Source organism: Burkholderia sp. 22088 (assembly GCF_052045915.1).
Taxonomy (GTDB): domain Bacteria; phylum Pseudomonadota; class Gammaproteobacteria; order Burkholderiales; family Burkholderiaceae; genus Burkholderia; species Burkholderia cepacia.
Genome location: NZ_JBQEPY010000015.1, coordinates 182,368 through 205,870, shown reverse-complemented (window position 1 = coordinate 205,870; position 23,503 = coordinate 182,368). Strand labels below are relative to the sequence as shown.

General features: G+C 66.2%; 22 protein-coding genes. 15 read left to right on the top strand and 7 right to left on the bottom strand.

From position 1 onward, the window contains the following. Nucleotides 1–3 precede the first annotated feature (3 nt). Nucleotides 4–1,671: a dihydrolipoyllysine-residue acetyltransferase gene (aceF, locus tag ACTJLD_RS27530; protein ID WP_440660035.1), complete on the top strand. Its 1,668-nt coding sequence runs from the start codon at nucleotides 4–6 to the stop codon at nucleotides 1,669–1,671. Nucleotides 1,672–1,957: 286 nt separating this feature from the next. Beyond that, nucleotides 1,958–3,724, top strand: coding sequence for a dihydrolipoyl dehydrogenase (gene lpdA / locus ACTJLD_RS27525; protein WP_059699118.1), 1,767 nt, complete (start codon nucleotides 1,958–1,960; stop codon nucleotides 3,722–3,724). A 192-nt stretch (nucleotides 3,725–3,916) separates the two neighbouring features. On the opposite strand, the gene ACTJLD_RS27520 is transcribed toward lpdA, so the two are convergent. Next, nucleotides 3,917–4,483 (bottom strand): phasin family protein, encoded by a 567-nt coding sequence (locus tag ACTJLD_RS27520; RefSeq protein WP_006481973.1) that lies wholly within the window; start codon nucleotides 4,481–4,483, stop codon nucleotides 3,917–3,919. A gap of 652 nt (nucleotides 4,484–5,135) precedes the next feature. On the opposite strand from ACTJLD_RS27520, the gene pbpG reads away from it, so the two are divergent. Next, nucleotides 5,136–6,305, top strand: a complete 1,170-nt coding sequence (pbpG, locus tag ACTJLD_RS27515; protein WP_027786964.1) for a D-alanyl-D-alanine endopeptidase — start codon at nucleotides 5,136–5,138, stop codon at nucleotides 6,303–6,305. Between the two features lie 94 nt (nucleotides 6,306–6,399). On the opposite strand, the gene ACTJLD_RS27510 is transcribed toward pbpG, so the two are convergent. Further along, complete coding sequence (locus tag ACTJLD_RS27510; RefSeq protein ID WP_027786965.1) at nucleotides 6,400–7,209, bottom strand: IclR family transcriptional regulator; 810 nt, start codon at nucleotides 7,207–7,209, stop codon at nucleotides 6,400–6,402. Between the two features lie 183 nt (nucleotides 7,210–7,392). Here ACTJLD_RS27510 and ACTJLD_RS27505 point away from each other — a divergent pair, with 183 nt between their 5' ends. From ACTJLD_RS27505 to iscX, 12 genes are all read left to right on the top strand, one after another. After that, entirely contained in the window at nucleotides 7,393–8,115 is a 723-nt protein-coding gene (locus ACTJLD_RS27505) for a (Fe-S)-binding protein (protein WP_021157667.1), read from the top strand. Nucleotides 8,116–8,149: 34 nt separating this feature from the next. Then, a complete protein-coding gene (locus tag ACTJLD_RS27500; protein WP_440660033.1) occupies nucleotides 8,150–9,559 on the top strand; it encodes a lactate utilization protein B in 1,410 nt (469 codons plus the stop codon). A gap of 129 nt (nucleotides 9,560–9,688) precedes the next feature. Then, nucleotides 9,689–9,916, top strand: coding sequence for a hypothetical protein (locus ACTJLD_RS27495; RefSeq protein WP_060169975.1), 228 nt, complete (start codon nucleotides 9,689–9,691; stop codon nucleotides 9,914–9,916). A 101-nt stretch (nucleotides 9,917–10,017) separates the two neighbouring features. Then, nucleotides 10,018–10,500: a low molecular weight protein-tyrosine-phosphatase gene (locus tag ACTJLD_RS27490; protein WP_440660032.1), complete on the top strand. Its 483-nt coding sequence runs from the start codon at nucleotides 10,018–10,020 to the stop codon at nucleotides 10,498–10,500. 114 nt (nucleotides 10,501–10,614) lie between these two features. Further along, nucleotides 10,615–11,154 (top strand): Fe-S cluster assembly transcriptional regulator IscR, encoded by a 540-nt coding sequence (iscR, locus tag ACTJLD_RS27485; protein ID WP_009691731.1) that lies wholly within the window; start codon nucleotides 10,615–10,617, stop codon nucleotides 11,152–11,154. Nucleotides 11,155–11,219: 65 nt separating this feature from the next. Further along, nucleotides 11,220–12,443: an IscS subfamily cysteine desulfurase gene (locus tag ACTJLD_RS27480; RefSeq protein WP_021157672.1), complete on the top strand. Its 1,224-nt coding sequence runs from the start codon at nucleotides 11,220–11,222 to the stop codon at nucleotides 12,441–12,443. A 68-nt stretch (nucleotides 12,444–12,511) separates the two neighbouring features. After that, the gene (iscU, locus tag ACTJLD_RS27475) at nucleotides 12,512–12,919 is read left to right on the top strand and encodes a Fe-S cluster assembly scaffold IscU (RefSeq protein WP_006481982.1); all 408 of its coding nucleotides are present in this window, start codon (nucleotides 12,512–12,514) and stop codon (nucleotides 12,917–12,919) included. Nucleotides 12,920–12,984: 65 nt separating this feature from the next. After that, entirely contained in the window at nucleotides 12,985–13,308 is a 324-nt protein-coding gene (iscA, locus tag ACTJLD_RS27470; protein WP_012492710.1) for an iron-sulfur cluster assembly protein IscA, read from the top strand. A 94-nt stretch (nucleotides 13,309–13,402) separates the two neighbouring features. After that, a complete protein-coding gene (gene hscB, locus ACTJLD_RS27465) occupies nucleotides 13,403–13,930 on the top strand; it encodes a Fe-S protein assembly co-chaperone HscB (protein ID WP_440660027.1) in 528 nt (175 codons plus the stop codon). Nucleotides 13,931–13,984: 54 nt separating this feature from the next. Then, nucleotides 13,985–15,853: a Fe-S protein assembly chaperone HscA gene (gene hscA, locus ACTJLD_RS27460; RefSeq protein ID WP_440660026.1), complete on the top strand. Its 1,869-nt coding sequence runs from the start codon at nucleotides 13,985–13,987 to the stop codon at nucleotides 15,851–15,853. Nucleotides 15,854–15,941: 88 nt separating this feature from the next. Then, entirely contained in the window at nucleotides 15,942–16,283 is a 342-nt protein-coding gene (fdx, locus tag ACTJLD_RS27455; protein ID WP_011352558.1) for an ISC system 2Fe-2S type ferredoxin, read from the top strand. A gap of 19 nt (nucleotides 16,284–16,302) precedes the next feature. Further along, nucleotides 16,303–16,512, top strand: coding sequence for a Fe-S cluster assembly protein IscX (gene iscX, locus ACTJLD_RS27450; protein WP_021157676.1), 210 nt, complete (start codon nucleotides 16,303–16,305; stop codon nucleotides 16,510–16,512). Between the two features lie 140 nt (nucleotides 16,513–16,652). On the opposite strand, the gene ACTJLD_RS27445 is transcribed toward iscX, so the two are convergent. From ACTJLD_RS27445 to ACTJLD_RS27425, 5 genes are all read right to left on the bottom strand, one after another. Continuing rightward, entirely contained in the window at nucleotides 16,653–17,396 is a 744-nt protein-coding gene (locus ACTJLD_RS27445; protein WP_021157677.1) for a glycine zipper 2TM domain-containing protein, read from the bottom strand. A 347-nt stretch (nucleotides 17,397–17,743) separates the two neighbouring features. Continuing rightward, on the bottom strand, nucleotides 17,744–19,270 hold the full coding sequence (lysS, locus tag ACTJLD_RS27440; RefSeq protein WP_440660023.1) for a lysine--tRNA ligase: 1,527 nt from the start codon (nucleotides 19,268–19,270) through the stop codon (nucleotides 17,744–17,746). An 82-nt stretch (nucleotides 19,271–19,352) separates the two neighbouring features. Then, nucleotides 19,353–20,457 (bottom strand): peptide chain release factor 2 gene (prfB, locus tag ACTJLD_RS27435; protein ID WP_099318679.1). Its coding sequence is split into 2 segments (ribosomal slippage): nucleotides 19,353–20,375 and nucleotides 20,377–20,457, totalling 1,104 coding nucleotides; the frame shifts between segments, so codons are not numbered across the junction. 131 nt (nucleotides 20,458–20,588) lie between these two features. Beyond that, nucleotides 20,589–22,286 carry a single-stranded-DNA-specific exonuclease RecJ gene (gene recJ, locus ACTJLD_RS27430; RefSeq protein WP_334045547.1) on the bottom strand — a complete coding sequence of 566 codons (1,698 nt, stop codon included), beginning with the start codon at nucleotides 22,284–22,286 and terminating at the stop codon, nucleotides 20,589–20,591. Nucleotides 22,287–22,300: 14 nt separating this feature from the next. Next, nucleotides 22,301–23,365, bottom strand: coding sequence for a regulator (locus tag ACTJLD_RS27425; protein ID WP_091921069.1), 1,065 nt, complete (start codon nucleotides 23,363–23,365; stop codon nucleotides 22,301–22,303). Nucleotides 23,366–23,503 lie beyond the last annotated feature (138 nt).

Here is a 23,503-nt window from a genome sequence, read left to right as displayed (position 1 = left end):
CAGATGAGTCAAGCGATCGAAGTGAAGGTGCCGGATATCGGCGATTACAAGGACGTGCCGGTGATCGAGATCGGCGTGAAGGTCGGCGACACGGTCGAGCCGGAGCAGTCGCTCGTCACGCTCGAGTCGGACAAGGCGACGATGGACGTGCCGAGCCCGGTAGGCGGCGTCGTGAAGGAAATCAAGGTCAAGGTGGGCGATTCCGTGTCGGAAGGCTCGCTGATCATCCTGCTCGAAGGCGGCGCCGCGGCGCAGGCCAACGGCGCGGCCGCGCCGGCCGCAGCACCGGCTCCGGCGGCAGCGCCTGCGCCGGCCGCAGCGGCACCGGCTGCCGCACCGGCAGCCGCACCGGCAGCCGCACCGGCAGCCGCCGGCGGCACGCTCGAAGTGAAGGTACCCGACATCGGCGACTACAAGGACGTTCCGGTGATCGAGATCGGCGTGAAGGTCGGCGACACGGTCGAGAAGGAACAGTCGCTCGTCACGCTCGAGTCGGACAAGGCGACGATGGACGTGCCGAGCCCGGCAGCGGGCGTCGTGAAGGAAATCAAGGTCAAGGTGGGCGATTCGGTGTCGGAAGGCACGCTGATCGTGCTGCTCGAAACCGCAGGTGCAGCGGCTGCCGCACCGCAGGCGAGCGCACCGGCGCCCGCCGCAGCAGCGCCGGCGCCGGCACCCGCCGCCGCACCCGCGAAGGCCGCACCGGCCGCTGCTGCGCCGGCTCCGGCCGCGGCACCGTCGGGCGAATACCGCGCCAGCCACGCATCGCCGTCGGTACGCAAGTTCGCGCGCGAACTCGGCGTCGAAGTCGCGCGCGTGCAGGGCTCGGGTCCGAAGGGCCGCATCACGAAGGAAGACGTCACGGGCTTCGTGAAGGGCGTGATGACTGGCCAGCGCGCGGCACCGGGCGCGGCAGCCGCGCCGGCAGGCGGCGGCGAGCTGAACCTGCTGCCGTGGTCGAAGGTCGACTTCTCGAAGTTCGGCCCGTTCGAAGCGAAGCCGCTGTCGCGCATCAAGAAGATCTCGGGCGCGAACCTGCATCGCAACTGGGTGATGATCCCGCACGTCACGAACAACGACGAAGCGGACATCACCGAGCTCGAAGCGCTGCGCGTGCAGCTGAACAAGGAGCACGAAAAGGCGGGCGTGAAGTTCACGATGCTCGCGTTCGTGATCAAGGCGGTCGTCGCCGCGCTGAAGAAATTCCCGACCTTCAACGCGAGCCTCGACGGCGACAACCTGGTGTTCAAGCAGTACTACCACATCGGTTTTGCCGCGGACACGCCGAACGGCCTCGTCGTGCCGGTGATCCGCGATGCGGACAAGAAGGGGCTCGTCGATATCGCGAAGGAAATGGCCGAGCTGTCGAAGGCCGCACGCGACGGCAAGCTGAAGCCGGACCAGATGCAGGGCGGTTGCTTCTCGATCTCGTCGCTCGGCGGGATCGGTGGCACCAACTTCACGCCGATCATCAATGCGCCGGAAGTCGCGATCCTCGGGTTGTCGCGCGGCCAGATGAAGCCGGTGTGGGACGGCAAGCAGTTCGTGCCGCGTCTGACGCTGCCGCTGTCGCTGTCGTATGACCATCGCGTGATCGATGGCGCGGAAGCCGCGCGGTTCAATGCGTATCTCGGCGCGTTGCTCGCGGATTTCCGTCGCATCATTCTTTGATGAGCGGGGAGCTTGCTCGCGGGGGCGTGGGTTTTATGTCGGTCATCCACGTTTCGGCGTTGAACCTGTCTTGCTAACGGTCTGCTAGCGTCGCCCCTGCGCGGGGCGGCGGTCACTTTTCTTTGTCTTCCAAAGAAAAGTAACCAAAAGAAAGGCGCGTCCTTGGGCGGACGGCAAAGGTGGTCCTGCCCAACGTCGCGTTCTCTTGTCAGGCCGTAGTCGCAGTAGTGGGTTCTTCCGCGGGTTTCTCCCTCTCTGTCTGCAGCTAATCAAGAAGGGGACAGTAATGAGTCTCATCGAAGTCAAGGTTCCGGATATCGGCGATTTCAGCGGCGTCGATGTCATCGAAGTCAACGTGAAGCCGGGCGACGTGATCGAAAAAGAGCAGACGCTCATCACGCTCGAATCGGACAAAGCCTCCATGGAAGTGCCCAGCGACGTCGCCGGCACCGTCAAGGAAGTCAAGGTCAAGGCCGGCGAGAAAGTCTCGCAAGGCACCGTCATCGCCATCGTCGAAGCAGCGGCAGGCGCCGCCGCGCCCGCGAAAGCACCCGAAGCAGCAAAGCCCGCGGCAGCTGCGCCGGCACCGGCCGCAGCCGCTCCGGCACCCGCGCCGCAAGCCGGCAGCTACGCAGGCGCCGTCGACATCGAGTGCGACATGCTCGTGCTCGGCGCCGGCCCCGGCGGCTACTCGGCCGCGTTCCGCGCAGCCGACCTCGGCATGAAGACCGTGCTCGTCGAACGCTACTCGACGCTCGGCGGCGTGTGCCTGAACGTCGGCTGCATCCCGTCGAAGGCGCTGCTGCATACGTCGCTCGTCGTCGAGGAAGCCGCGGCGCTCGCGTCGCACGGCATCACGTTCGGCAAGCCGGAAGTCGATCTCGACAAGCTGCGCGACTTCAAGGGCGGCGTCGTCAAGAAACTGACGACGGGCCTCGCCGGCATGGCCAAGGCGCGCAAGGTCGAAGTGGTCACGGGCGTCGGCGCATTCGTCGATCCGTTCCACATGGAAGTGCAGGGCGAAAACGGCAAGAAGGTCGTCAGGTTCAAGCAGGCGATCATCGCGGCGGGCTCGCAGGCCGTGAAGCTGCCGTTCATGCCGGAAGACCCGCGCGTCGTCGATTCGACCGGCGCGCTCGAGCTGCGTCAGCTGCCGAAGCGCATGCTCGTGATCGGCGGCGGCATCATCGGCCTCGAAATGGCGACGGTGTACTCGACGCTCGGCGCCGAGATCGACGTCGTCGAAATGATGGACGGCCTGATGATGGGCGCGGACCGCGATCTCGTGAAGGTCTGGGAAAAGTACAACGCGAAGCGCTTCGGCAACGTGATGCTGAAGACCAAGACGGTCGGCGCAGAAGCGAAGGAAGACGGCATCTACGTGAAGTTCGAGGGCGAGAAGGCGCCGGCGGAAGCGCAGCGCTACGACCTCGTGCTCGTCGCGGTGGGCCGCAGCCCGAACGGCAAGAAGATCGGCGCCGACAAGGCAGGCGTCGCCGTCACGGACCGCGGCTTCATCGACGTCGACAAGCAGATGCGCACGAACGTCCCGCACATCTTCGCGATCGGCGACATCGTCGGCCAGCCGATGCTCGCGCACAAGGCCGTGCATGAAGGCCACGTCGCAGCGGAAGCTGCACACGGCGAGAAGGCGTACTTCGACGCGCTGCAGATCCCGTCGGTGGCGTACACCGATCCGGAAGTGGCGTGGGCCGGCAAGACGGAAGACCAGTGCAAGGCCGAAGGCATCAAGTACGGCAAGGCGGTGTTCCCGTGGGCCGCATCGGGCCGCGCGATCGCGAACGGCCGCGACGAAGGCTTCACGAAGCTGATCTTCGACGAGGAAACCCACCGGGTGATCGGCGGCGCGATCGTCGGCCTGAACGCGGGCGACCTGATCAGCGAAGTGTGCCTCGCCGTCGAGATGGGCGCGGACGCGGAAGACATCGGCAAGACGATCCATCCGCACCCGACGCTCGGCGAATCGGTCGGCATGGCCGCCGAACTGTACGAAGGCGTCTGTACGGACCTGCCGCCGCAGCGCAAGAAGTAACGCGACCGGCATGTTGCCTGCCACAAAAAACGCCGCCTCCCGGGCGATCCGGGCGGCGGCGTTTTCTTTTGCGGGCGGCCGATGCTCAAACGACCGTTCGAGCACGGCCGGCGGCTTGGCGATTCCGGCGTGGTGCGGCGCCAGAAACGAAAAAGCCGCGCTGTGCGCGGCTCTTTCAGGAGCAGGGGACGCTTACGCGGCCGGCTTGCTCGAACGACGTGCGGCAGCGGCGGTAGCAGCCTTCGTTGCGACGGCAGCAGCAGCGTTGAAGTTCGTTTCAGCGATTTCGACGGCTTGCTTCGTGGCCTTCTGAACCGTTTCGTACGTGGTGTTCGCAGCGTTCAGCGCCGACTTCAGTGCGGCGACAGCCGTTTCCGAACCGGCCGGGGCGTTCTTCGCGACGTTGTCGACGAGTGCCTGGACCTTCTTGTTCTGTTCTTCGAATTGCGCTTCTGCAACCTTCGCGAACTCGGCTTGCGTCGACGATGCGATTTCGTACAGGTGACGGCCGTACGACAGCACCTTTTCCGCGACCGGCTGCGACAGGCTGGCTTGCAGGGCGATCAGTTCCTGTGCGTCCTTCACCGACAGCAGGCGCTGTGCGTTTTCCTGGCCTTCGGCCAGCGTCGACTTCACGACCTGCAGGTTGAGTTCGATCAGCTTCTCGACGCCTTCGAACGCCTTGGTCGTCAGACCGAACAGGCTTTCGAGGTTGGCTTTCTGTGCAGCGGCGATTTGCTCGGGGGTCAGCAAGGACATGTCCAGCTCCTGAAAAGCGATCGCGTCGATCGCAGGGTAAAGGGCACTACGACGGGGAACCTCGGATGCGCGTGCTTTGTGCAACGCAGCAATGAGGCCTATTTTAGGGCAGAGAAAACGGATGTCAAGTGTTTTTTGTGCGTTGCACAATCGCGACAAATTATCGATAAAACAACAAGTTATCGTGCCCGTTCGGAATCGGTTTCACGCGCGTCTCCCAGATGGTGCGCACGAACGCGGGGCGCACGCGGCGCACCATGATCATGCACAGGTAAACCTGACAGGGTCATGGAACGTTATCCTTCTGTTCCTGTCGAAAACGCGCCGTTTCGATGCGCGTACCGTGGCGACGTGCCGCCGCTACGGCCGAGACCGGCTCCCAGGCACCCCGAGCGCCGGATACGTAGTTTCCCCGCTTTAAATCGCCTCCGAAGTGACGTTATCTCAATTAACCGTGTGTAATCGGGAGACGGGTACTGTCGGGCAGCGCATCCCATGAATTTTTTCGATGGGAGCGGGAGGGTTCATTGGTCAGAGGTTGGCCAACCCTTACATTCCGGTTTAACGACGATCGGTAAGTGCCTAATATTGCTCTTTTTTTCAGCTTTAACTACACTTGCGGAAACCTCCCGCCCGCTTTGTCCAGACCCCAATGAAAGCCGAATCGTTTTCACCGCGCAGATTGTTGCAGAGCATGACGCTCGGCACGGCTGTGTCGGTCGCTGTCGCCTTGCTGGCGACCACTGCGTCCGTCACGCCCGCTGACGCCTTTGCCGCCACTGCGAAGACCCAACAAGCCGCCAAGAAAAAGGCTGTCGCTCCTGCTTCGTCCGCGAAGAAGAAGTCGGCCAGGGCTACCTCCGACAAATCCGCCAAGGTCGCCGCGGCCGATGCGCCGCGCGCAAAGGCGTCGCGCAAGCGCGTGACGCTCGCGGCGAACAGCGTGCGTGCCGGCCATCACGGCGCGGTTCGCAAGGTCGCGTTCCAGCCGCGTCGGCAGAGCGTCGGCCAGGCGTTCGGCCTGCACGACACGCCGGACGCGCTCGCGCTGCGTTCGAGCGTCGCGTACGTCGTCGACCAGAATTCCGGCGAGCCGCTGTTCGACAAGAATTCGCACGCCGTCGTGCCGATCGCGTCGATCTCGAAGCTGATGACCGCGATGGTCGTACTCGACTCGAAGGCGCCGATGGCCGACCAGATCGAAGTCACCGACGAAGACCGCGACTACGAGAAGGGCACGGGTTCGCGCCTGTCGGTCGGCTCGGTGCTGTCGCGTGAAGACATGCTGCACATCGCGCTGATGGCGTCGGAAAACCGCGCAGCCGCCGCGCTGTCGCGTTATTACCCGGGCGGTCGTCCGGCGTTCATCGCCGCGATGAACGCGAAGGCGAAGTCGCTCGGCATGGCCGATACCCATTTCGAGAATTCGACCGGCCTGTCGAGCTCGAACGTGTCGAGCGCGCGCGATCTGGTGAAGATGGTCAATGCGGCGTACCAGTACCCGATGATCCGTCAGTTCTCGACCGATCGCAGCTACGAGGTGTACACGGGCAAGCGCAATCTCGCCTACAACAGCACGAACGCGCTGATCCGCGGCAACGGCTCGTGGGACATCGGTCTGCAGAAGACGGGCTTCATCAACGAAGCGGGCGAATGTCTCGTGATGCAGGCGACGATCCACGGCCGGCCGATGGTGATGGTGCTGCTCGATTCGTTCGGCAAGTATTCGCGCTTCGCCGACGCGGCGCGTCTGCGTAACTGGCTCGACGCCGGCGGCGGCGAGCGCCTGACGGCGGCCAACACGCCGAACGGCGGGACCTGATCGCACGGCGGCGTGGCGGTTCGCCGCCGCGCCGATGGCCGAAAAAAAGCCCCGCAATCGCGGGGCTTTTTTACTGCGGGCGCGCGGGAGCGGCTTACGCCTGCCGTTGCAGCCCGTCCGCATCCTTCGTGGGCGCCGGCCGGTAGCCGAGCGATTCCGAAATGGTGAGGGCAGTACGGCTCAACTGGCCGAGCCAGGCATCCTGGAGGCGATCGGCCGGCGCCGACAGCGACAGGCCCGCGACGAGCTTGCCCGAATCGTCGTAGATGCCGGCCGCGATACAGCGCACGCCGAGCTCCAGTTCCTCGTTGTCGCGTGCGCACGATTGCTGGCGGACGATCGTCAGCTCGCGCTCGAGCTTCGCGATGTCGGTGATGCTGTTCTGCGTATGGCCGGACAGCCCCGTGCGCGTTGCATAGGCACGCACGCGCGACGTTTCGTCGGCTGCAAGGAACAGCTTGCCGACCGACGTGAGGTGCAGCGGCGCGCGGCCGCCGATCGCACGGACGACCTGCATCCCCGAGCGCTCCGAATACGCGCGCTCGATGTAGACGATCTCGTCGCCCTGGCGCACCGATAGGTTCACGGTCTGCCCGGTGAGACGGTGCAGCTCGCGCATCGGCATCAGCGCCGCGTCGCGTACCGACAGGCGTGCCTTCACGAGGTTGCCGAGCTCCAGCAGCCGCATGCCGAGGCGATACGTGCCGGGATCGGAGCGGTCGACGAGGCGGCAGGTCACCATGTCGTTGAGGATGCGGTGCGCCGTAGACGGGTGCAGCTCCGTGCGCTGCGCAAGTTCCTTCAGGCTCACGGGGTCACTGTGCGCGGCGAGCGCGTCCAGCAACCGCATCATGCGTTCGATCACCTGGATCGACGTTTTGGAATCCGGGGTGGGTTGGCTCATGTCGGGGGAGAAATCGGTTGACGCGGCAAGCGGTGTTGCAACGATTGTATCTCGTATCGTGAAAAAAGCGAACGCCGTTCGAGGAAGTCCTCGTTTCGCGCAGTGCGGGCTTGCGCGCGAGCCGGCGTTGGTCTCGCCGGCCAAACGGCGGATAATGAGAGCCGTTTTCTCGAAGGAGCACGTATGCGAGTCGGTTTGTTCGTGACCTGCCTGGTCGATCTGATGCGTCCGGAAATCGGTTTTTCGGCGCTCAAGCTGATTCGCGACGCCGGCTACGAGGTGATCGTGCCGCCCGCGCAGACTTGCTGCGGCCAGCCGGCCTACAACTCGGGCGACCGCGCGCTCGCCCGCGATCTCGCGGAAAAGACGCTGCGCGAGTTCGAGCAGTTCGATTACGTCGTCGCGCCGTCGGGTTCATGCGGCGGGATGATCCGCGCGCACTACGGCGACCTGTTCCGCGACGACCCCGAGCTGATGGGGCGCTACACGCGGTTCCAGCAGAAGGTCTACGAACTGACCGATTTCCTGGCGAATGTCGCGAAGGTCTCGCTCGCGCCGGGTGAATTCACGGGGCCCGTCACCTATCACGATTCGTGCTCGGGCCTGCGCGAGCTCGGCGTGAAGGCACAGCCGCGTGCGCTGCTCGCGCAGCGCGGCATTGCGGTCACCGAGATGAAGGACTGCGAGCACTGCTGCGGCTTCGGCGGCACGTTTGCGGTGAAGTACGGCGACATCTCGGCGGCCATCGCGGACGAGAAGTGCGCGAACGTGCGCGCGTCGGGCGCGGGCGCCGTCGTGCTCGGCGATCTCGGCTGCATGCTGAACATCGAAGGGCGGTTGCGCCGCACCGGCGACCGCGACACGCGCGTGCTGCACGTCGCGCAGGTGCTGGCGGGCGACGTCTGACGCCCGGTTCCGCTCACTTTTCCCCGATACCGCGATGCAAGTCCAATCGATGCATTTCAAGGCGCGCGCCGGCCAGAAGCTGGCCGACCAGCGCCTGCAGCAGAACCTGAAGAAGCTGTCGACGAAGTTCGTGTCCGCGCGTGCCGACGCGATGACCGCGATCGACTTCCCGGCCACGCGGGCGGCGCTGAAGGCGCGCCGCAACCGCGCGCTGGAGAACCTCGACGTGTGGCTCGAGGCCTTCGAGCAGGAGGCGACGCGGCGCGGCACGACCGTGCTGTTCGCCGAGACGACGGCGGACGCCGCGCGGCTCGTGGCCGACATTGCGCGCCGTCACGACGTGAAGAAGGTCATCAAGACCAAGTCGATGGTGTCGGAGGAAATGCGCCTGAACGCGGTGCTCGCGGAAATGGGCGTGCAATCGATCGAGACGGACCTCGGCGAATACATCCTGCAGATCAACGACAACGAGCCGCCGAGCCACATCATTGCGCCCGTCGTCCACAAGGACAAGGACGAGATCGCCGACCTGTTCGCGCGCACGCACCACCGCGAGCGGCTCACCGAGATTCCGGACATGACGCGCGAGGCGCGCGAGGTGCTGCGCCCGCATTTCATGTCGGCCGACATGGGCGTGACCGGCGGCAACTTCGTGATCGCCGAGACCGGTTCGGTCGCGATCGTGACGAACGAAGGGAACGAGGGGATGTGCACGGTGATGCCGCGCGTGCATGTGGCGGTGACGGGCATCGAGAAGGTGCTGCCGACCCTCGAGGATCTCGCGACCGCGATGCGCCTGCTGCCGCGTTCCGCGACGGGGCAGAAGACGTCGAACTATTTCTCGCTGCTGACCGGGCCGCGCGGGCCGGGTGACGAGGACGGCCCCGAGCACAACTACGTGGTGCTCGTCGACGGCGGCCGCACGGGGCTGATCGGCGGCGAGTTCCAGGAGATGCTGCGTTGCATCCGCTGCGGCGCATGCATGAACCATTGCCCGGTTTACCAGAAGGTCGGCGGCCATGCGTACGGCTGGGTCTACCCGGGGCCGATGGGTTCCGTGCTGACGCCGAGTTACGTCGGGCTCGATCGCGCGCTGGATCTGCCGCAGGCCGCGACGCTTTGCGGAGAATGCGACAGCGTCTGCCCGGCCGGGATTCCGCTGTCGCATCTGTTGCGCACGCTGCGCGAAAAACAGGTCGAGCGGCACCTGCGGCCGTGGCGCGAGCGGGCGGCGCTCACCGCATGGGGTTTCGTCGCGCGGCGGCCGATGCTGTACGCACTGACGACGAAGCTCGCGGTGCGCATCCTCGAGCGGCTGGGCGCCGGCGGCACGCTGCGGCGCCTGCCGATGATGGGCAGCTGGATGGACACGCGCGACATGCCGACCCCGACCGGGCGCACGTTCCGGGAACTGTACGCGGCGTCGCAAAGCCACCTCGGCTGACGACTGTTCATCCGGCGACAACAGAGCGTTCGCTATTTGGATATTTATCTCGATAGATGCGGTCTATAGAATCTCGTCTGTAGTCCCCGGAATTGGGTTTCGGGGTACGAGGTCAAGGAGGTCCGCATCATGAAAAAGACAATATCGATGTACTGGCCGCTGGCAATCGTCGTTCCGCTGGCCGCGGCTGCCTATCTGCATGCGATGGCCGATGCGCCGTCGCGTGGCCCGCTCGCAGTTCACCAGGCATCCGCTGAATTGGCGCGTGCGGTGTCGTTCGGGCTGGTCGACGACGCGGCGAAGCCGTTGCCGGCGGCATCCGGCGACGTCGCACTCGTCGTGCCGAAGGCGCTGTAATGCACGGCGCCGTCGCTTTGCCCGGCGGCGCGATTCCGGTCGCCTTTGTATAATGGCGCGTTCTTCTCCCGCGCGGTTCGCCGCGGCTTTCCGATAGTGCGATGACCCGCGTTTCGATCTGTTTCGTCTGTCTCGGCAACATCTGCCGTTCGCCCACCGCGGAAGGCGTGATGCGTCACCAGGTCGATGCGGCCGCGCTGGCGGACCGGATCGGGATCGATTCGGCCGGCACCGGCGACTGGCATGTCGGCGAACCGCCCGATACGCGTGCGCAGGCGGCCGCTCGCGGCCGCGGCTACGATCTGTCGGCGCTGCGCGCACGACAGGTGAGCGCGGCGGATTTCGAGCGCTTCGACCTGCTGCTCGCGATGGATGAGGCGAATCTCGCGGAGCTGCGTCGCCGCTGTCCGCCGCAGCATCTCGACAAGGTGCGCCTGCTGATGGAATTCGCGCCGGATTCGACCGAAACCGAAGTGGCCGATCCGTATTTCGGCGGCGCGCAGGGCTTCGAGCAGGTGCTCGATCAGGTCGAGCGCGCGTGCGCGGGCCTGCTTGAGACGCTCCGGCCCCGCACGGAGCGCTGATCGCGCGGTATTCAGCGGTCTACGAATACCCTTTCAAAGACATGGATACTTGACTAAAAACGTCAAATATTTATACTTGACCAAAATCGTCAAGATTGCAGTCCCCTAGACACCATGAGACTCACCACCAAAGGCCGTTTCGCCGTCACGGCGATGATTGACTTGGCACTGCGCCAGGAGCAGGGCCCGGTGACGCTTGCAGGCATCAGCCAGCGCCAGCGGATTTCGCTCTCGTATCTCGAACAGCTGTTCGGGAAGCTGCGCAGGCATGAAATCGTCGAATCCGTGCGCGGCCCGGGCGGCGGTTACAACCTCGCGCGTCGCGCGCAGGACGTCACCGTTGCCGACATCATCATCGCGGTCGATGAACCGCTCGACGCCACGCAGTGCGGCGGCAAAGGCACGTGCGACGGCTCGAAGCAGCCCGACGGCCATTGCATGACGCACGAGCTGTGGTCGACGCTGAACCAGAAGATGGTCGAATACCTCGACTCCGTGTCGCTGCAGGATCTCGTCGATCAGCAGCGCGCACGCGAAGGCGCCCCTGCGGTGTTGCGCGATCGCCGCACGCCGGAGCCCGTCGCCGCACCGGCCGAGCCGGTGCGCACGATGCCGCTCGGTCCCAATTCGGTGTTCAACATCGCGAGTTCGTGAGCGCGAAGGCGCCCGCCATACCCCATAACGCACATAGTCCCTGCACAGAATTCCCGGAGCGACAGATGACCCAAGAGACTCTCCACCTGCCCATCTACATGGATTACAGCGCGACGACACCGGTCGACCCGCGTGTGGTCGACAAGATGGTGCCGTACCTGCGCGAGCAGTTCGGCAACCCGGCATCGCGCAGCCACGCGTACGGCTGGGATGCCGAGCGTGCGGTCGAGGAAGCGCGCGAACAGGTGGCCGCGCTCGTGAACGCGGATCCGCGCGAGATCATCTGGACGTCCGGCGCAACGGAGTCGGACAACCTCGCGATCAAGGGTGCCGCGAACTTCTACAAGGGCAAGGGCAAGCACATCGTCACGGTGAAGACCGAGCACAAGGCCGTGCTCGACACGTGCCGCGAGCTCGAGCGCGACGGCTTCGAAGTCACCTACCTCGACGTCAAGGATGACGGCCTGATCGACCTCGACGTGTTCAAGGCCGCGCTGCGTCCGGACACGATCCTCGTGTCGGTGATGCACGTGAACAACGAGATCGGCGTAATCCAGGACATCGAGACGATCGGTGAAATCTGCCGCGAGAAGGGCATCGTGTTCCACGTCGACGCCGCACAGTCGACGGGCAAGGTCGGGATCGATCTCGCGAAGCTGAAGGTCGACCTGATGTCGTTCTCGGCGCACAAGACGTACGGCCCGAAGGGCATCGGCGCGCTGTACGTGCGCCGCAAGCCGCGTGTGCGCATCGAAGCGCAGATGCACGGCGGCGGCCACGAGCGCGGGATGCGTTCGGGCACGCTGCCGACGCACCAGATCGTCGGCATGGGTGAAGCGTTCCGCATCGCACGTGAAGAAATGGCGACGGAAAACGAGCGCGTCCGCATGCTGCGAGACAAGCTGCTGCGCGGCCTGTCGCAGATCGAGGAAACGTACGTGAACGGCGACATGGAACGCCGTGTCCCGCACAACCTCAACATCAGTTTCAACTTCGTCGAAGGCGAGTCGCTGATCATGGCGATCAAGGACGTCGCGGTGTCGTCGGGCTCCGCGTGCACGTCGGCGTCGCTGGAGCCGTCGTACGTGCTGCGTGCGCTCGGCCGCAACGACGAGCTGGCGCACAGCTCGATCCGCTTCACGGTCGGCCGCTTCACGACGGAGCAGGAAGTCGACTTCGTGATCAACCTGCTGAACAGCAAGATCGCGAAGCTGCGCGAACTGTCGCCGCTCTGGGAAATGCACCAGGAAGGCATCGATCTGTCGACGATCGAATGGGCCGCACACTGAGCGCCGGATTGAACATACCCGCGGGCGGATTCGCGCACGCAGACGTAACGAGTCAAGGAGTCTGAGTCATGTCTTACAGCAACAAGGTTCTGGATCACTACGAAAACCCGCGCAACGTCGGTTCGTTCGCGAAGGACGACGACACGGTCGGCACGGGCATGGTCGGCGCGCCGGCCTGCGGCGACGTGATGAAGCTGCAGATCCGCGTCGGCGCGGACGGCGTGATCGAAGACGCGAAGTTCAAGACGTACGGTTGCGGTTCGGCGATCGCGTCGAGCTCGCTCGTCACCGAGTGGGTGAAGGGCAAGACGCTCGACGAAGCACTGTCGATCAAGAACACGCAGATCGCCGAAGAACTCGCGCTGCCGCCGGTGAAGATTCACTGCTCGATCCTCGCGGAAGATGCGATCAAGGCAGCCGTGGCCGACTACAAGAAGCGCCACGACACCAAGGAAGGCGATCAGGCAGCAGCCTGAGCGGCATCGAGCGGCTAGAGAAGGAAACGCGGCAGGCCCCGGTGGCGTGCCGCGGCAAGGACATCATGGCAATTACACTGACCGAAAAAGCAGCACAGCACGTCCAGAAATACCTCGTCCGTCGCGGCAAGGGTATGGGCCTGCGGCTTGGCGTTCGCACGACCGGGTGCTCGGGGCTCGCGTACAAGCTCGAGTATGTCGACGAGCTGGCTCCCGAGGATCAGGTGTTCGAGAGCCATGGCGTGAAGGTGATCGTCGATCCGAAGAGTCTTGCGTACATCGACGGCACCGAGCTCGACTTCGCCCGCGAAGGCCTGAACGAAGGGTTCAAGTTCAACAACCCGAACGTGAAGGACGAGTGCGGTTGCGGCGAATCGTTCCGCGTGTGACGCGGGTCTCCGCGCGATGCGGGCAAGAGGCGGCACGGGCCGCCTTTTTAATGTGCGGCGTTTGCCGTGCGACGAACCGGAATTGAACGCGACGATGGTTTCGCTGAAAGACAGCCACTTCGACCTGTTTCACCTGCCGGCGCAATTCGCGCTCGACGAGACGGCGCTCGACGCCGCCTATCGGACGGTGCAGACGCAGGTGCATCCGGACCGTTTCGCGGCGGCCGGCGATGCGCAGAAACGTATCGCGATGCAATGGGCAACCCGTGCGAACGAGGCGTACCGCACGCTGCGCGATCCGCTGAAGCGCGCGTCGTATCTGCTGTTCCTGCGTGGTGTCGACATCGGTGCGGAAAACAATACCGCGATGGAGCCCGCGTTCCTGATGCAGCAGATGGAGTGGCGCGAGGGCATCGAGGATGCCGCGGCCGCCCGCAATGTCGACGCGCTCGACGCGCTGCTCGCCGAGTTGCGCGAAGAGCGGCGCATTCGTGTGGAGCGTCTCGGCACGCTGCTCGACAGCGGCGCCGATCAGGCGGCCGCCGAGGCCGTGCGCCAGCTGATGTTCATCGAACGGGTCGCGTCGGAAGTGGGCGCGCAGATCGAGCGCCTCGAAACTTAACCGCGTGCCTCGCGGCACGCGCAGCAAACGGGCCGAGCGCCCGAACGAACCAAGATGGCTTTACTGCAAATTTCCGAACCGGGCATGGCACCGGCGCCGCATCAGCGGCGACTCGCCGTCGGGATCGATCTCGGCACGACGAACTCGCTCGTCGCGGCCGTGCGTAACAGCGTGCCGGAGGTGCTGCCGGACGAGGCGGGCCGTGTGCTGCTGCCGTCGGTGGTCCGCTATCTCGAGAAGGGCGGCCGGCGTATCGGCCACGAGGCGAAAGAGCAGGCCGCGACCGATCCGCGCAACACGATCGTGTCGGTCAAGCGCTTCATGGGCCGCGGCAAGGCCGAGGTCGAAGGCGCGGCGAACGCGCCGTACGAATTCGTCGATGCGCCGGGCATGGTGCAGATCCGCACCGTCGACGGCGTGAAGAGCCCCGTCGAAGTGTCGGCCGAGATTCTCGCGACGCTGCGCTATCGCGCGGAAGATTCGCTTGGCGACGACCTCGTCGGCGCGGTGATCACGGTGCCCGCGTATTTCGACGAAGCGCAACGCCAGGCGACCAAGGACGCCGCGCGCCTCGCGGGCCTCAACGTGCTGCGCCTGCTGAACGAACCGACCGCCGCGGCGATTGCCTATGGCCTCGACAACGGGGCCGAAGGCCTCTACGCGGTGTACGACCTCGGCGGCGGCACGTTCGACCTGTCGATCCTGAAGCTGACGAAAGGCGTGTTCGAAGTGCTGGCCGCGGGCGGCGATTCCGCGCTCGGCGGCGACGATTTCGACCACGCGTTGTTCGGTCACGTGCTCGCGCAGGCCGACATCGATGCGAAGACGCTCGCGCCCGAGGACGTGCGCCTGCTGCTCGACCGTGTGCGCGTGCTGAAGGAAGCGCTGTCGTCCGCGCCGCAGGCGTCGCTCGACGTCACGCTGTCGGGCGGTGCGCATCTCGTGCAGACGATCTCGCACGACACGTTCGCGTCGCTCGTCGAGCCGCTCGTGCAGCGTACGCTCACGCCGACCCGCAAGGCGCTGCGCGACGCGCAGGTTACGCCGGCCGACATCAAGGGCGTCGTGCTCGTCGGCGGCGCGACGCGCATGCCGGTGATTCGCGACGCGGTCGCGAAGTATTTCGGCCAGCCGCCGCTCGTGAACCTCGATCCGGATCAGGTCGTCGCGCTCGGCGCAGCGATCCAGGCCGACCTGCTCGCAGGCAATCGCGGCACAGGCGACGACTGGCTGCTGCTCGACGTGATTCCGCTGTCGCTCGGTGTCGAGACGATGGGCGGCCTCGTCGAGAAGATCATCCCGCGTAACTCGACGATTCCGATCGCACGCGCACAGGAATTCACGACCTTCAAGGACGGCCAGACCGCGATGGCGATCCATGTCGTGCAGGGCGAGCGCGAGCTCGTCGCCGACTGCCGCTCGCTCGCGCGCTTCGAGCTGCGCGGCATTCCGCCGATGACGGCCGGTGCGGCGCGCATTCGCGTGACCTACCAGGTCGATGCGGACGGGCTGCTGTCGGTGTTCGCACGCGAGCAGCATTCGGGCGTCGAGGCGTCGGTCGTTGTGAAGCCGTCGTACGGTCTTGCCGACGACGACATCGCGAAGATGCTCGAGGACAGTTTCAAGACTGCCGAAATCGACATGCGCGCCCGCGCGCTGCGCGAAGCGCAGGTCGAGGCCGAGCGGATGCTCGAGGCGACGCAGGCCGCGCTGGCGGCCGACGGTGAACTGCTCGACACGGACGAGCGCACGCAGGTCGATGCGTTGGCCGCGGCGCTGCGCACGATCGCGCAGGGCGACGACACGGACGCGATCGAAACCGCGACCAAGGCGCTGGCCGACGGTACCGACGAATTCGCGGCGCGCCGGATGGACAAGAGCATCAAGCGCGCGTTGTCGGGCCGCCGGCTCGACGAGATCTGAACTCACGAACTGCGCATCGGCCGGTAACGGCCCGCGCGATATTGAACCGTGCGGTGCCTGGCGCCGCACCCTGACTGACGGAACGGACATGCCTCAACTGGTGGTGCTGCCTCACGTCGAACTGTGCCCGGACGGCGCGGTGATCGACGCGACGCCCGGCAAGAGTATCTGCGACAACCTGCTCGAACACGGGATCGAGATCGAGCATGCATGCGAGAAGTCGTGCGCGTGCACGACGTGCCACGTGGTGATCCGCGAAGGCTTCAACGATCTGACACCGTCCGAGGAGGACGAGGACGATCTGCTGGACAAGGCGTGGGGCCTCGAGCCGACGTCGCGCCTGTCGTGCCAGGCGATCGTGAAGGAAGATTCGGACCTGGTGGTCGAGATTCCGAAGTACTCGATCAACCACGCGAAGGAAAATCACTGACAGGAACCGGAGGCAGGCGATGAAATGGACCGATTCGCGTGAAATAGCCATTGCGCTGGCGGACAAGCACCCCGACATCGACCCGCAGCGGATCAACTTCGTCGACCTGCGTCAGTGGGTGCTCGAACTCGACGGTTTCGACGACGATCCCAAGCACTCGGGCGAGAAGATCCTCGAAGCGATCCAGGCCCACTGGATCGACGAATCGGACTTCGACGACGAAGACTGAACACCGCGTGCGCCGTAACGGCGCAGACGGCCGGTCATGAAAAAACGGCTCGTGAGCAATCGCTCACGAGCCGTTTTCGTTTTCAGGCCGCTTGCCCGCACACGACACGCGGGCAGGGGGACACCGATGCGATCAGGCGATTACGCGCCGACCAGCGTGCCGTTCTCGATCCGCACGCGCTGGCCCTGGCCGAAAGGCGGCGGGTTGTGGTACGTGAACGTGCGCGTCGCGCCGCTCTCCATCTGCACTTGCACCTGATAGTCGGTTTCCGCACGCACCTGCTTTTCAACCTGGTTGCCGGCGAGACCACCGCCCAGCGCGCCGATGATCGTCATCGCGGTGCGGCCGTTACCGTGGCCGAACTGGTTGCCGAGCAGGCCGCCGGCTGCAGCGCCGCCCACGGCGCCGATCCCCGAGCTCTGGCCCGGCGTGCGCGTCTGCGTGATCGCGACGACCGTGCCGCAGCTCTGGCAGTAGGTCTGGGCCGGCGCCGACGGCTGCTGCGCGTATTGCGGCGGCTGCGGTGCCGTCGTATGACGGCGGTGCGGTGCAGCCGGGCGCGGCGCGGGCTTCGGCTCGGCCTGCGCGATGGCAGCCTTCTGTTCGGCCGCCTTCTGCTGCGCGGCGGCTTGTTCGGCCGCCTGCTGCTGGGCTTGCGCGGCCAGCGCGGCGCTGGCCGCCGCGGCCGTATCGACGGCCGGCTGCGACGCGATCAGCGCGGCCTGGGTCTGGCCGTTCTGTGCGTTGCTGCTGCTGGCCTTCGGGAAGATGCCCGTGATCGCAGCCGTCGCCGCGAGGCTGGCGACGATGACGGCGCCGGCGGCGGTGGCGATAAGCGGGTGGAGGCGTTGCTTTTGCGGCGTGGTCTGATTCTGGTTGTCCATTTTTTTCTCCGATGTCGATCCGGATCGGCACTGCGGCGTCGGGCCGGATCCCACGCTTCGGGCTCGAGCAGACTTGGCGTTCCTGCGCCTCGTTCTGGTCCCGTGTCATGCGTGGTGACGCAAAAGGAGTGTCGTCCACCGGCAAGCGGCGCGCCGTATCAAGGTGTAACGAATTGCAGCGGGGCGCTGGTGACTATGACAGGGAAAACCCGGAGAAGGCCGTCGCGACGGGGGAATAAAACGGGGGAGGATCGAGAGCCGGCGGACGCCGGCCGAAGGGATTTACGCGTCGTTACAAAGCTGACGCGTGCGCGCCGCGGGGCGCGGCGCATACGCGGGCGCGGCGATCAGTCTTCGCGGCGCAGATGCGGGAACAGCAGCACGTCGCGGATCGTCGGGCTGTCGGTCAGCAGCATCACGAGACGGTCGATGCCGATCCCGCAGCCGCCGGTCGGAGGCATCCCGTATTCGAGCGCACGGATGTAGTCGGCGTCGAAGAACATCGCTTCCTCGTCGCCCGCATCCTTCTGCTCGACCTGCTTCTTGAAGCGTGCGGCCTGGTCTTCCGGATCGTTCAGCTCCGAGAAGCCGTTCGCGATTTCGCGGCCGGTCATGAACAGCTCGAAACGCTCGGTGATGCCCGCCACCGTATCCGATGCGCGTGCGAGCGGCGACACTTCGACCGGGTAATCGATGATGAAGGTCGGCTCCCACAGCTGCGCTTCGGCCGTTTCCTCGAAGAGCGCGAGCTGCAGTGCGCCGGTACCCGCGTTCAGGAACGCCGGCTGCGACACGTCGACGCCGAAGCGCTTCAGTTCGGTGCGCAGGAACGCGTCGTCCGACAGCTGGCCGTCGGTGTAGTCCGGTGCGTACTTCTGGATCGCCTGCGTGATCGTCAGGCGATGGAACGGCTTCGCGAGGTCGAGTTCGCGGCCCTGGTACTGGATCGTCGCGGTGCCGAGCGCATCGATCGCCGCCTGGCGGATCAGTTGCTCGGTGAAGTCCATCAGCCAGCGGTAGTCGGTGTACGCGGCGTAGAACTCCATCATCGTGAATTCCGGGTTGTGACGCGGCGACACGCCTTCGTTCCGGAAGTTACGGTTGATCTCGAACACGCGCTCGAAGCCGCCGACGATCAGGCGCTTCAGGTACAGCTCCGGCGCAATGCGCAGGAACATCTGCATGTCGAGCGCATTGTGATGCGTGACGAACGGCTTCGCCGCTGCGCCGCCCGGGATCGGGTGCAGCATCGGCGTTTCGACTTCCATGAACTCGGCGTTGTCCATGAACTTGCGGATCGATGCGATCGTCTTCGTGCGGGCGCGGAACGTGTCGCGCGTTTCCGGCGTGACGATCAGGTCGACGTAGCGCTGGCGGTAGCGCATTTCCTGGTCGGACAGGCCGTGGAACTTGTCCGGCAGCGGGCGCAGTGCCTTCGACAGCAGGCGCAGTTCCTTGCACTGGACCGACAGTTCGCCCTTGTTGGTGCGGAACAGCACGCCACGCGCGGCGACGATGTCGCCCAGGTCCCACTTCTTGAATGCGTCGTAGGTTTCCGCGCCGACGTCGTTCGGCGTCACGAAGAACTGGATCTGGCCCGACCCGTCCTGCACCGTCGCGAAGCTCGCCTTGCCCATCACGCGCTTGAGCATCATGCGGCCGGCCACCGACACCTCGACCGGGTTCGCTTCGAGCGCGGCCTTGTCCGAGTCGGCGAATTTCGCCTGCAGGTCGGCAGCGTGGTGCTCGGGCCGGAAATCGTTCGGGTAGGCGACGCCTTGCTCGCGCAGGGCGCGCAGCTTCTCGCGGCGCTCGGCGATGATCTGGTTTTCGTCCGCGGTGACGGCGGGCTGCGTTTGGGTCGGTTCGGTCATGATGGTCGGAATTCGGAGTGGGTGCGGCAACGCAAACGGGAAGGGCAAGGGGGCGCGGCCTGGCCAGGCCGCGCCGCGGCGCTTACACGCCCTGTTTGAGGCTCGCGCTGATGAAGTCGTCGAGGTCGCCGTCGAGGACGGCTCTCGTGTTGCTCATTTCGACGTTCGTGCGCAGGTCCTTCACGCGGCTCTGGTCGAGCACGTACGAGCGGATCTGATGGCCCCAGCCCACATCGGTCTTGCTCGATTCGAGCTTGTCCTGTTCGGCCTGGCGCTTGCGCATCTCGACTTCGTACAGGCGCGACTTCAGCATTGCCATCGCTTCGGCGCGGTTGCGGTGCTGCGAGCGGTCGTTCTGGCACTGCACGACGATACCGGTCGGCATGTGCGTGATCCGCACCGCGGAGTCGGTCTTGTTGATGTGCTGGCCGCCCGCGCCCGATGCGCGGTACGTGTCGATGCGCAGGTCGGCCGGGTTGATCTCGACTTCGATCGAGTCGTCGATTTCCGGATAGACGAACACCGACGAGAACGACGTGTGGCGGCCGCCCGACGAGTCGAACGGCGACTTGCGCACGAGGCGGTGGATGCCCGTTTCGGTGCGCAGGAAGCCGTATGCGTATTCGCCCGAGACCTTGACCGTCGCGTTCTTGATGCCGGCGACGTCGCCGTCGGACTCTTCGAGCACTTCGGCCTTGAAGCCCTTGCGTTCGCAGTAGCGCAGGTACTGGCGCAGCAGCATCGATGCCCAGTCGCACGCCTCGGTGCCGCCGGCGCCGGCCTGGATGTCGATGAAGCAGTTGTTCGGGTCGGCCGGGTTCGAGAACATCCGGCGGAACTCGATGTCGCCGACGCGCGCCTCGAGTTTCGCGGCGTCTTCTTCCGACGCGATGAGGGTGTCTTCGTCGCCTTCCTCGCGGGCCAGCTCGAACAGGTCGAGCGCGTCGCGCAGGTCGCCGTCAAGCGCGGTGAGCGTCGTGACGACGCCCTCGAGCAGCTTCTTCTCGCGACCGAGCGCCTGGGCGTTCTTCGAATCGTTCCAGACGTTCGGGTCTTCGAGTTCCTTGTTGACTTCGGTCAGACGCGCAGCTTTTGCGTCGTAGTCAAAGATACCCCCGGAGCTCGCCCGCGCGATTGCGCAGGTCGAGCAGGGAGCTTTCGATCGCGTTGAGACGTTCCGCTTCCATGATCGCTCGCTATTCTTGCTTCGTAAAAAAGCGGAATTATAGCCGATCGGCAGGGTTGCCCGGTGACGCAAACGGTGCTCGCGCGTGCACCGCGGCCCCGTCCGGCGCGGCGCGCATGCATCGGCGGGCGCTCAGCCGGCCGCGTGTTCGACGATCAGCTGGACGCGCGTGACGCCGTTCCACGTGTCGGCGACGAGCCGGTACGCGACCAGCGCGCTTTCCGGCAGGGGCTCCGTGTGGTTGAACCAGATCGCGTTGAAGCGCTGGCGGCCGCGTGCAAGCTGCAGTTTCAGGTGCTTTTCCTTCACGAGCGACTGGGACACGACGTCGAATTCGCCCGAGAAAAGCGGGGCCGGAAAACCTTGCCCCCAGACGGCCTCGTCGAGCAGCCCGACGAACTGCGGCGTGAAGTAGGCGTCCTCGAGTTCGCCGTCGGTCTCGATCACGCGGGCGAGCGCGTCGTCGGACAGCCATTCGCGCGCGACCGCCTCGAACGCGGCGGCGAAGCGCGGCACGTTCTCGGTGTCGAGCGTGAGGCCGGCCGCCATCGCGTGGCCGCCGAACGCGACGATCAGGTCCGGTTCGCGTTTCGACACGAGGTCGAGTGCGTCGCGCAGGTGGAAGCCCGCGATCGACCGGCCCGAACCCTTGACCCGCTTGCCTTCGTCGTCCGCGTGCGCAAACGTGAACGACGGGCGGTGGAATTTTTCCTTGAGCCGGCCGGCGACGATGCCGATCACGCCCTGGTGCCACTCGGGGTTGAAGAGGGTGATCGTGCATGCGTCGGCCGGGTCGACGTCGGCGAGATCGGCGAGCGCCTGCTGCTGCATGCCGGCCTCGATCTCGCGGCGCTCGCGGTTCATCACGTCGAGCTGTTGCGCCAGATCCCATGCGCGGCCGATGTCGTCGGTGATCAGGCACTCGATGCCGAGCGACATGTCGGAGAGCCGCCCGGCGGCGTTCAGGCGAGGGCCGAGGCCGAAACCGAGGTCGAAGCCCGATGCCGTGCGCGCTTCGCGCGCGGCGGCGCGGAACAGCGCGGCGACGCCCGGTTGCATGCGGCCGTTGCGGATGCGCTGCAGCCCCTGCGCGACGAGCACGCGGTTGTTGCCGTCGAGCCGCACGACGTCGGCGACGGTGCCGAGCGCGACGAGGTCGAGCAGGCCGTCGAGGCGCGGCTCGGCTTCCTTGCTCGCAAAGGCGCCGCGGCGGCGCAGCTCGGCGCGCAGCGCGAGCAGCACGTAGAACATCACGCCGACGCCGGCGAGGTGCTTGCTCGGGAACGCGCAGCCCGGCTGGTTCGGGTTGACGATCGCGCGTGCGGCGGGCAGTGCGTCGCCGGGCAGGTGGTGATCGGTCACGAGCACGTCGATGCCGCGCGCGTTCGCCGCTTCGACGCCCGCGACGCTCGCGATCCCGTTGTCGACGGTGATCAGCAGGTCGGGCTTGCGCGCGGCGGCGAGTTCGACGATCTCGGGCGTGAGGCCGTAGCCGTATTCGAAGCGGTTCGGCACCAGGTAGTCGATCTGCGCGCCGAACATCCGCAGGCCGCGCACCGCGACCGCGCAAGCGGTCGCGCCGTCGCAGTCGTAGTCGGCGACGACGAGCAGGCGCCGCTTGTCGGCGATCGCGTCGGCGAGCAGCGACGCCGCATCGGCGCAGCCTTTCAGCTCGGTGGGCGGGACGAGCCGCGCAAGCGCGGTCTCGATGTCGGCGGGGGACTGCACGCCGCGCGCCGCGTACAGGCGCGCGAGCACGGGATGCAGGCCGTGGCGCGCGAGCGCTTCGGCGTCGGCGGGCGCGACGGGGCGGGTAACGATCCGGGTCATACGGGGTGTGCTTGTTATTCGAACAGGGAGGCCAGCGCGCGGCGGCGCCAGAACTTGCGCAGGTCTGAGCGCGTCGCACGCAGCGTCACGGAACTCGTGTCGCCGCACAGCGTGAAATCGACGCCCGCCAGCTCGCCGTTCCGCAGCGCGGCGAGGGCCGGCGCGAACCAGTCGCGCTCGAGCGCGGCGAGTCCGTCGTGCCAGCGCGCCCAGTCCTGCTCGATGAACGGAGTGGTCAGCGCCGGCAGGTCGACGAGCGTCGCGCCGTCGGCAGCGGGCAGTGCGCCGAATGCGGCGGGTACGCCCGAGGCGTCGATCCGCGCGGCGCGCGCAAGGCCGAGCGCCGCGGGCGATGCGGACAGCACGCGCGCGAACGGCTGGCCGACCGGTTTCAGCGTGCCCTGCGCATGGAACCAGATCGAGTTGACGGCCGGCAGCCCGCGCGCTTCGCGCGCTTCGTTGACCGGGTGCTGGAACCAGGCCATCTGCACTTCGTTCTGCAGCTTCATCCACATCCGCGAGCGTTCGCCCGTATGCGCCTCGTGCGGCAGCCAGATTTCGATGTTGCGGCCGCTCGCGCGCAGCGGCGCGGCGCCGGCGAGCCGGGCGAGCTGCTCGCTCGACAGGTACCAGCGTGACGGGTTCGGCGCTTCGAGCCGTACGCCGAGCTCCTCGATCAGCGGCCGGGCGACCGCGAGCAACGCGGCCGCGTCGCCGTCGTCGAGCGCAAGGGCCGCCGGATCGACGAGCACCAGATGATCGTGCGCGATTTCGACGTGGACGGGCTCGACGCAGGCCCAGGCCCGGGCGCCCGGATCGCCGCCGTCCGCCAGCAGCATGTAGGGCGCGAGCGGCGCCTCGTCGGCGGCGTTGCCCTGGGTCGCGCCGAACTGGCGGGCCAGCCAGCGCTCGTGCGGCAGCGTGCGCTGGAAGTCCTCGCCGGCCACGCGCTCGACGAGGCTCGCGCGGGCGAGCAACTTTTCGAGCGCGGGGCTGTCCAGCGTGTGCAGGGACGAGGCCGCATCGGCCGCCGACGGCAGCGCGAACGGAACGAGAAAATGGAGGCGTCGGTCGTGCATGATGGTGCGCATTGTATGGCAAACTGCGCGCGTGATCGGGCCGGCTGACGGCCCGTTCGCGTCCGGCGGCCGTTTTTCGACCGTGCCCGGGCCGGTGGCCGCCACCGGGCGGCGGTCCGGCCGCGGGGCGCCTCCCCG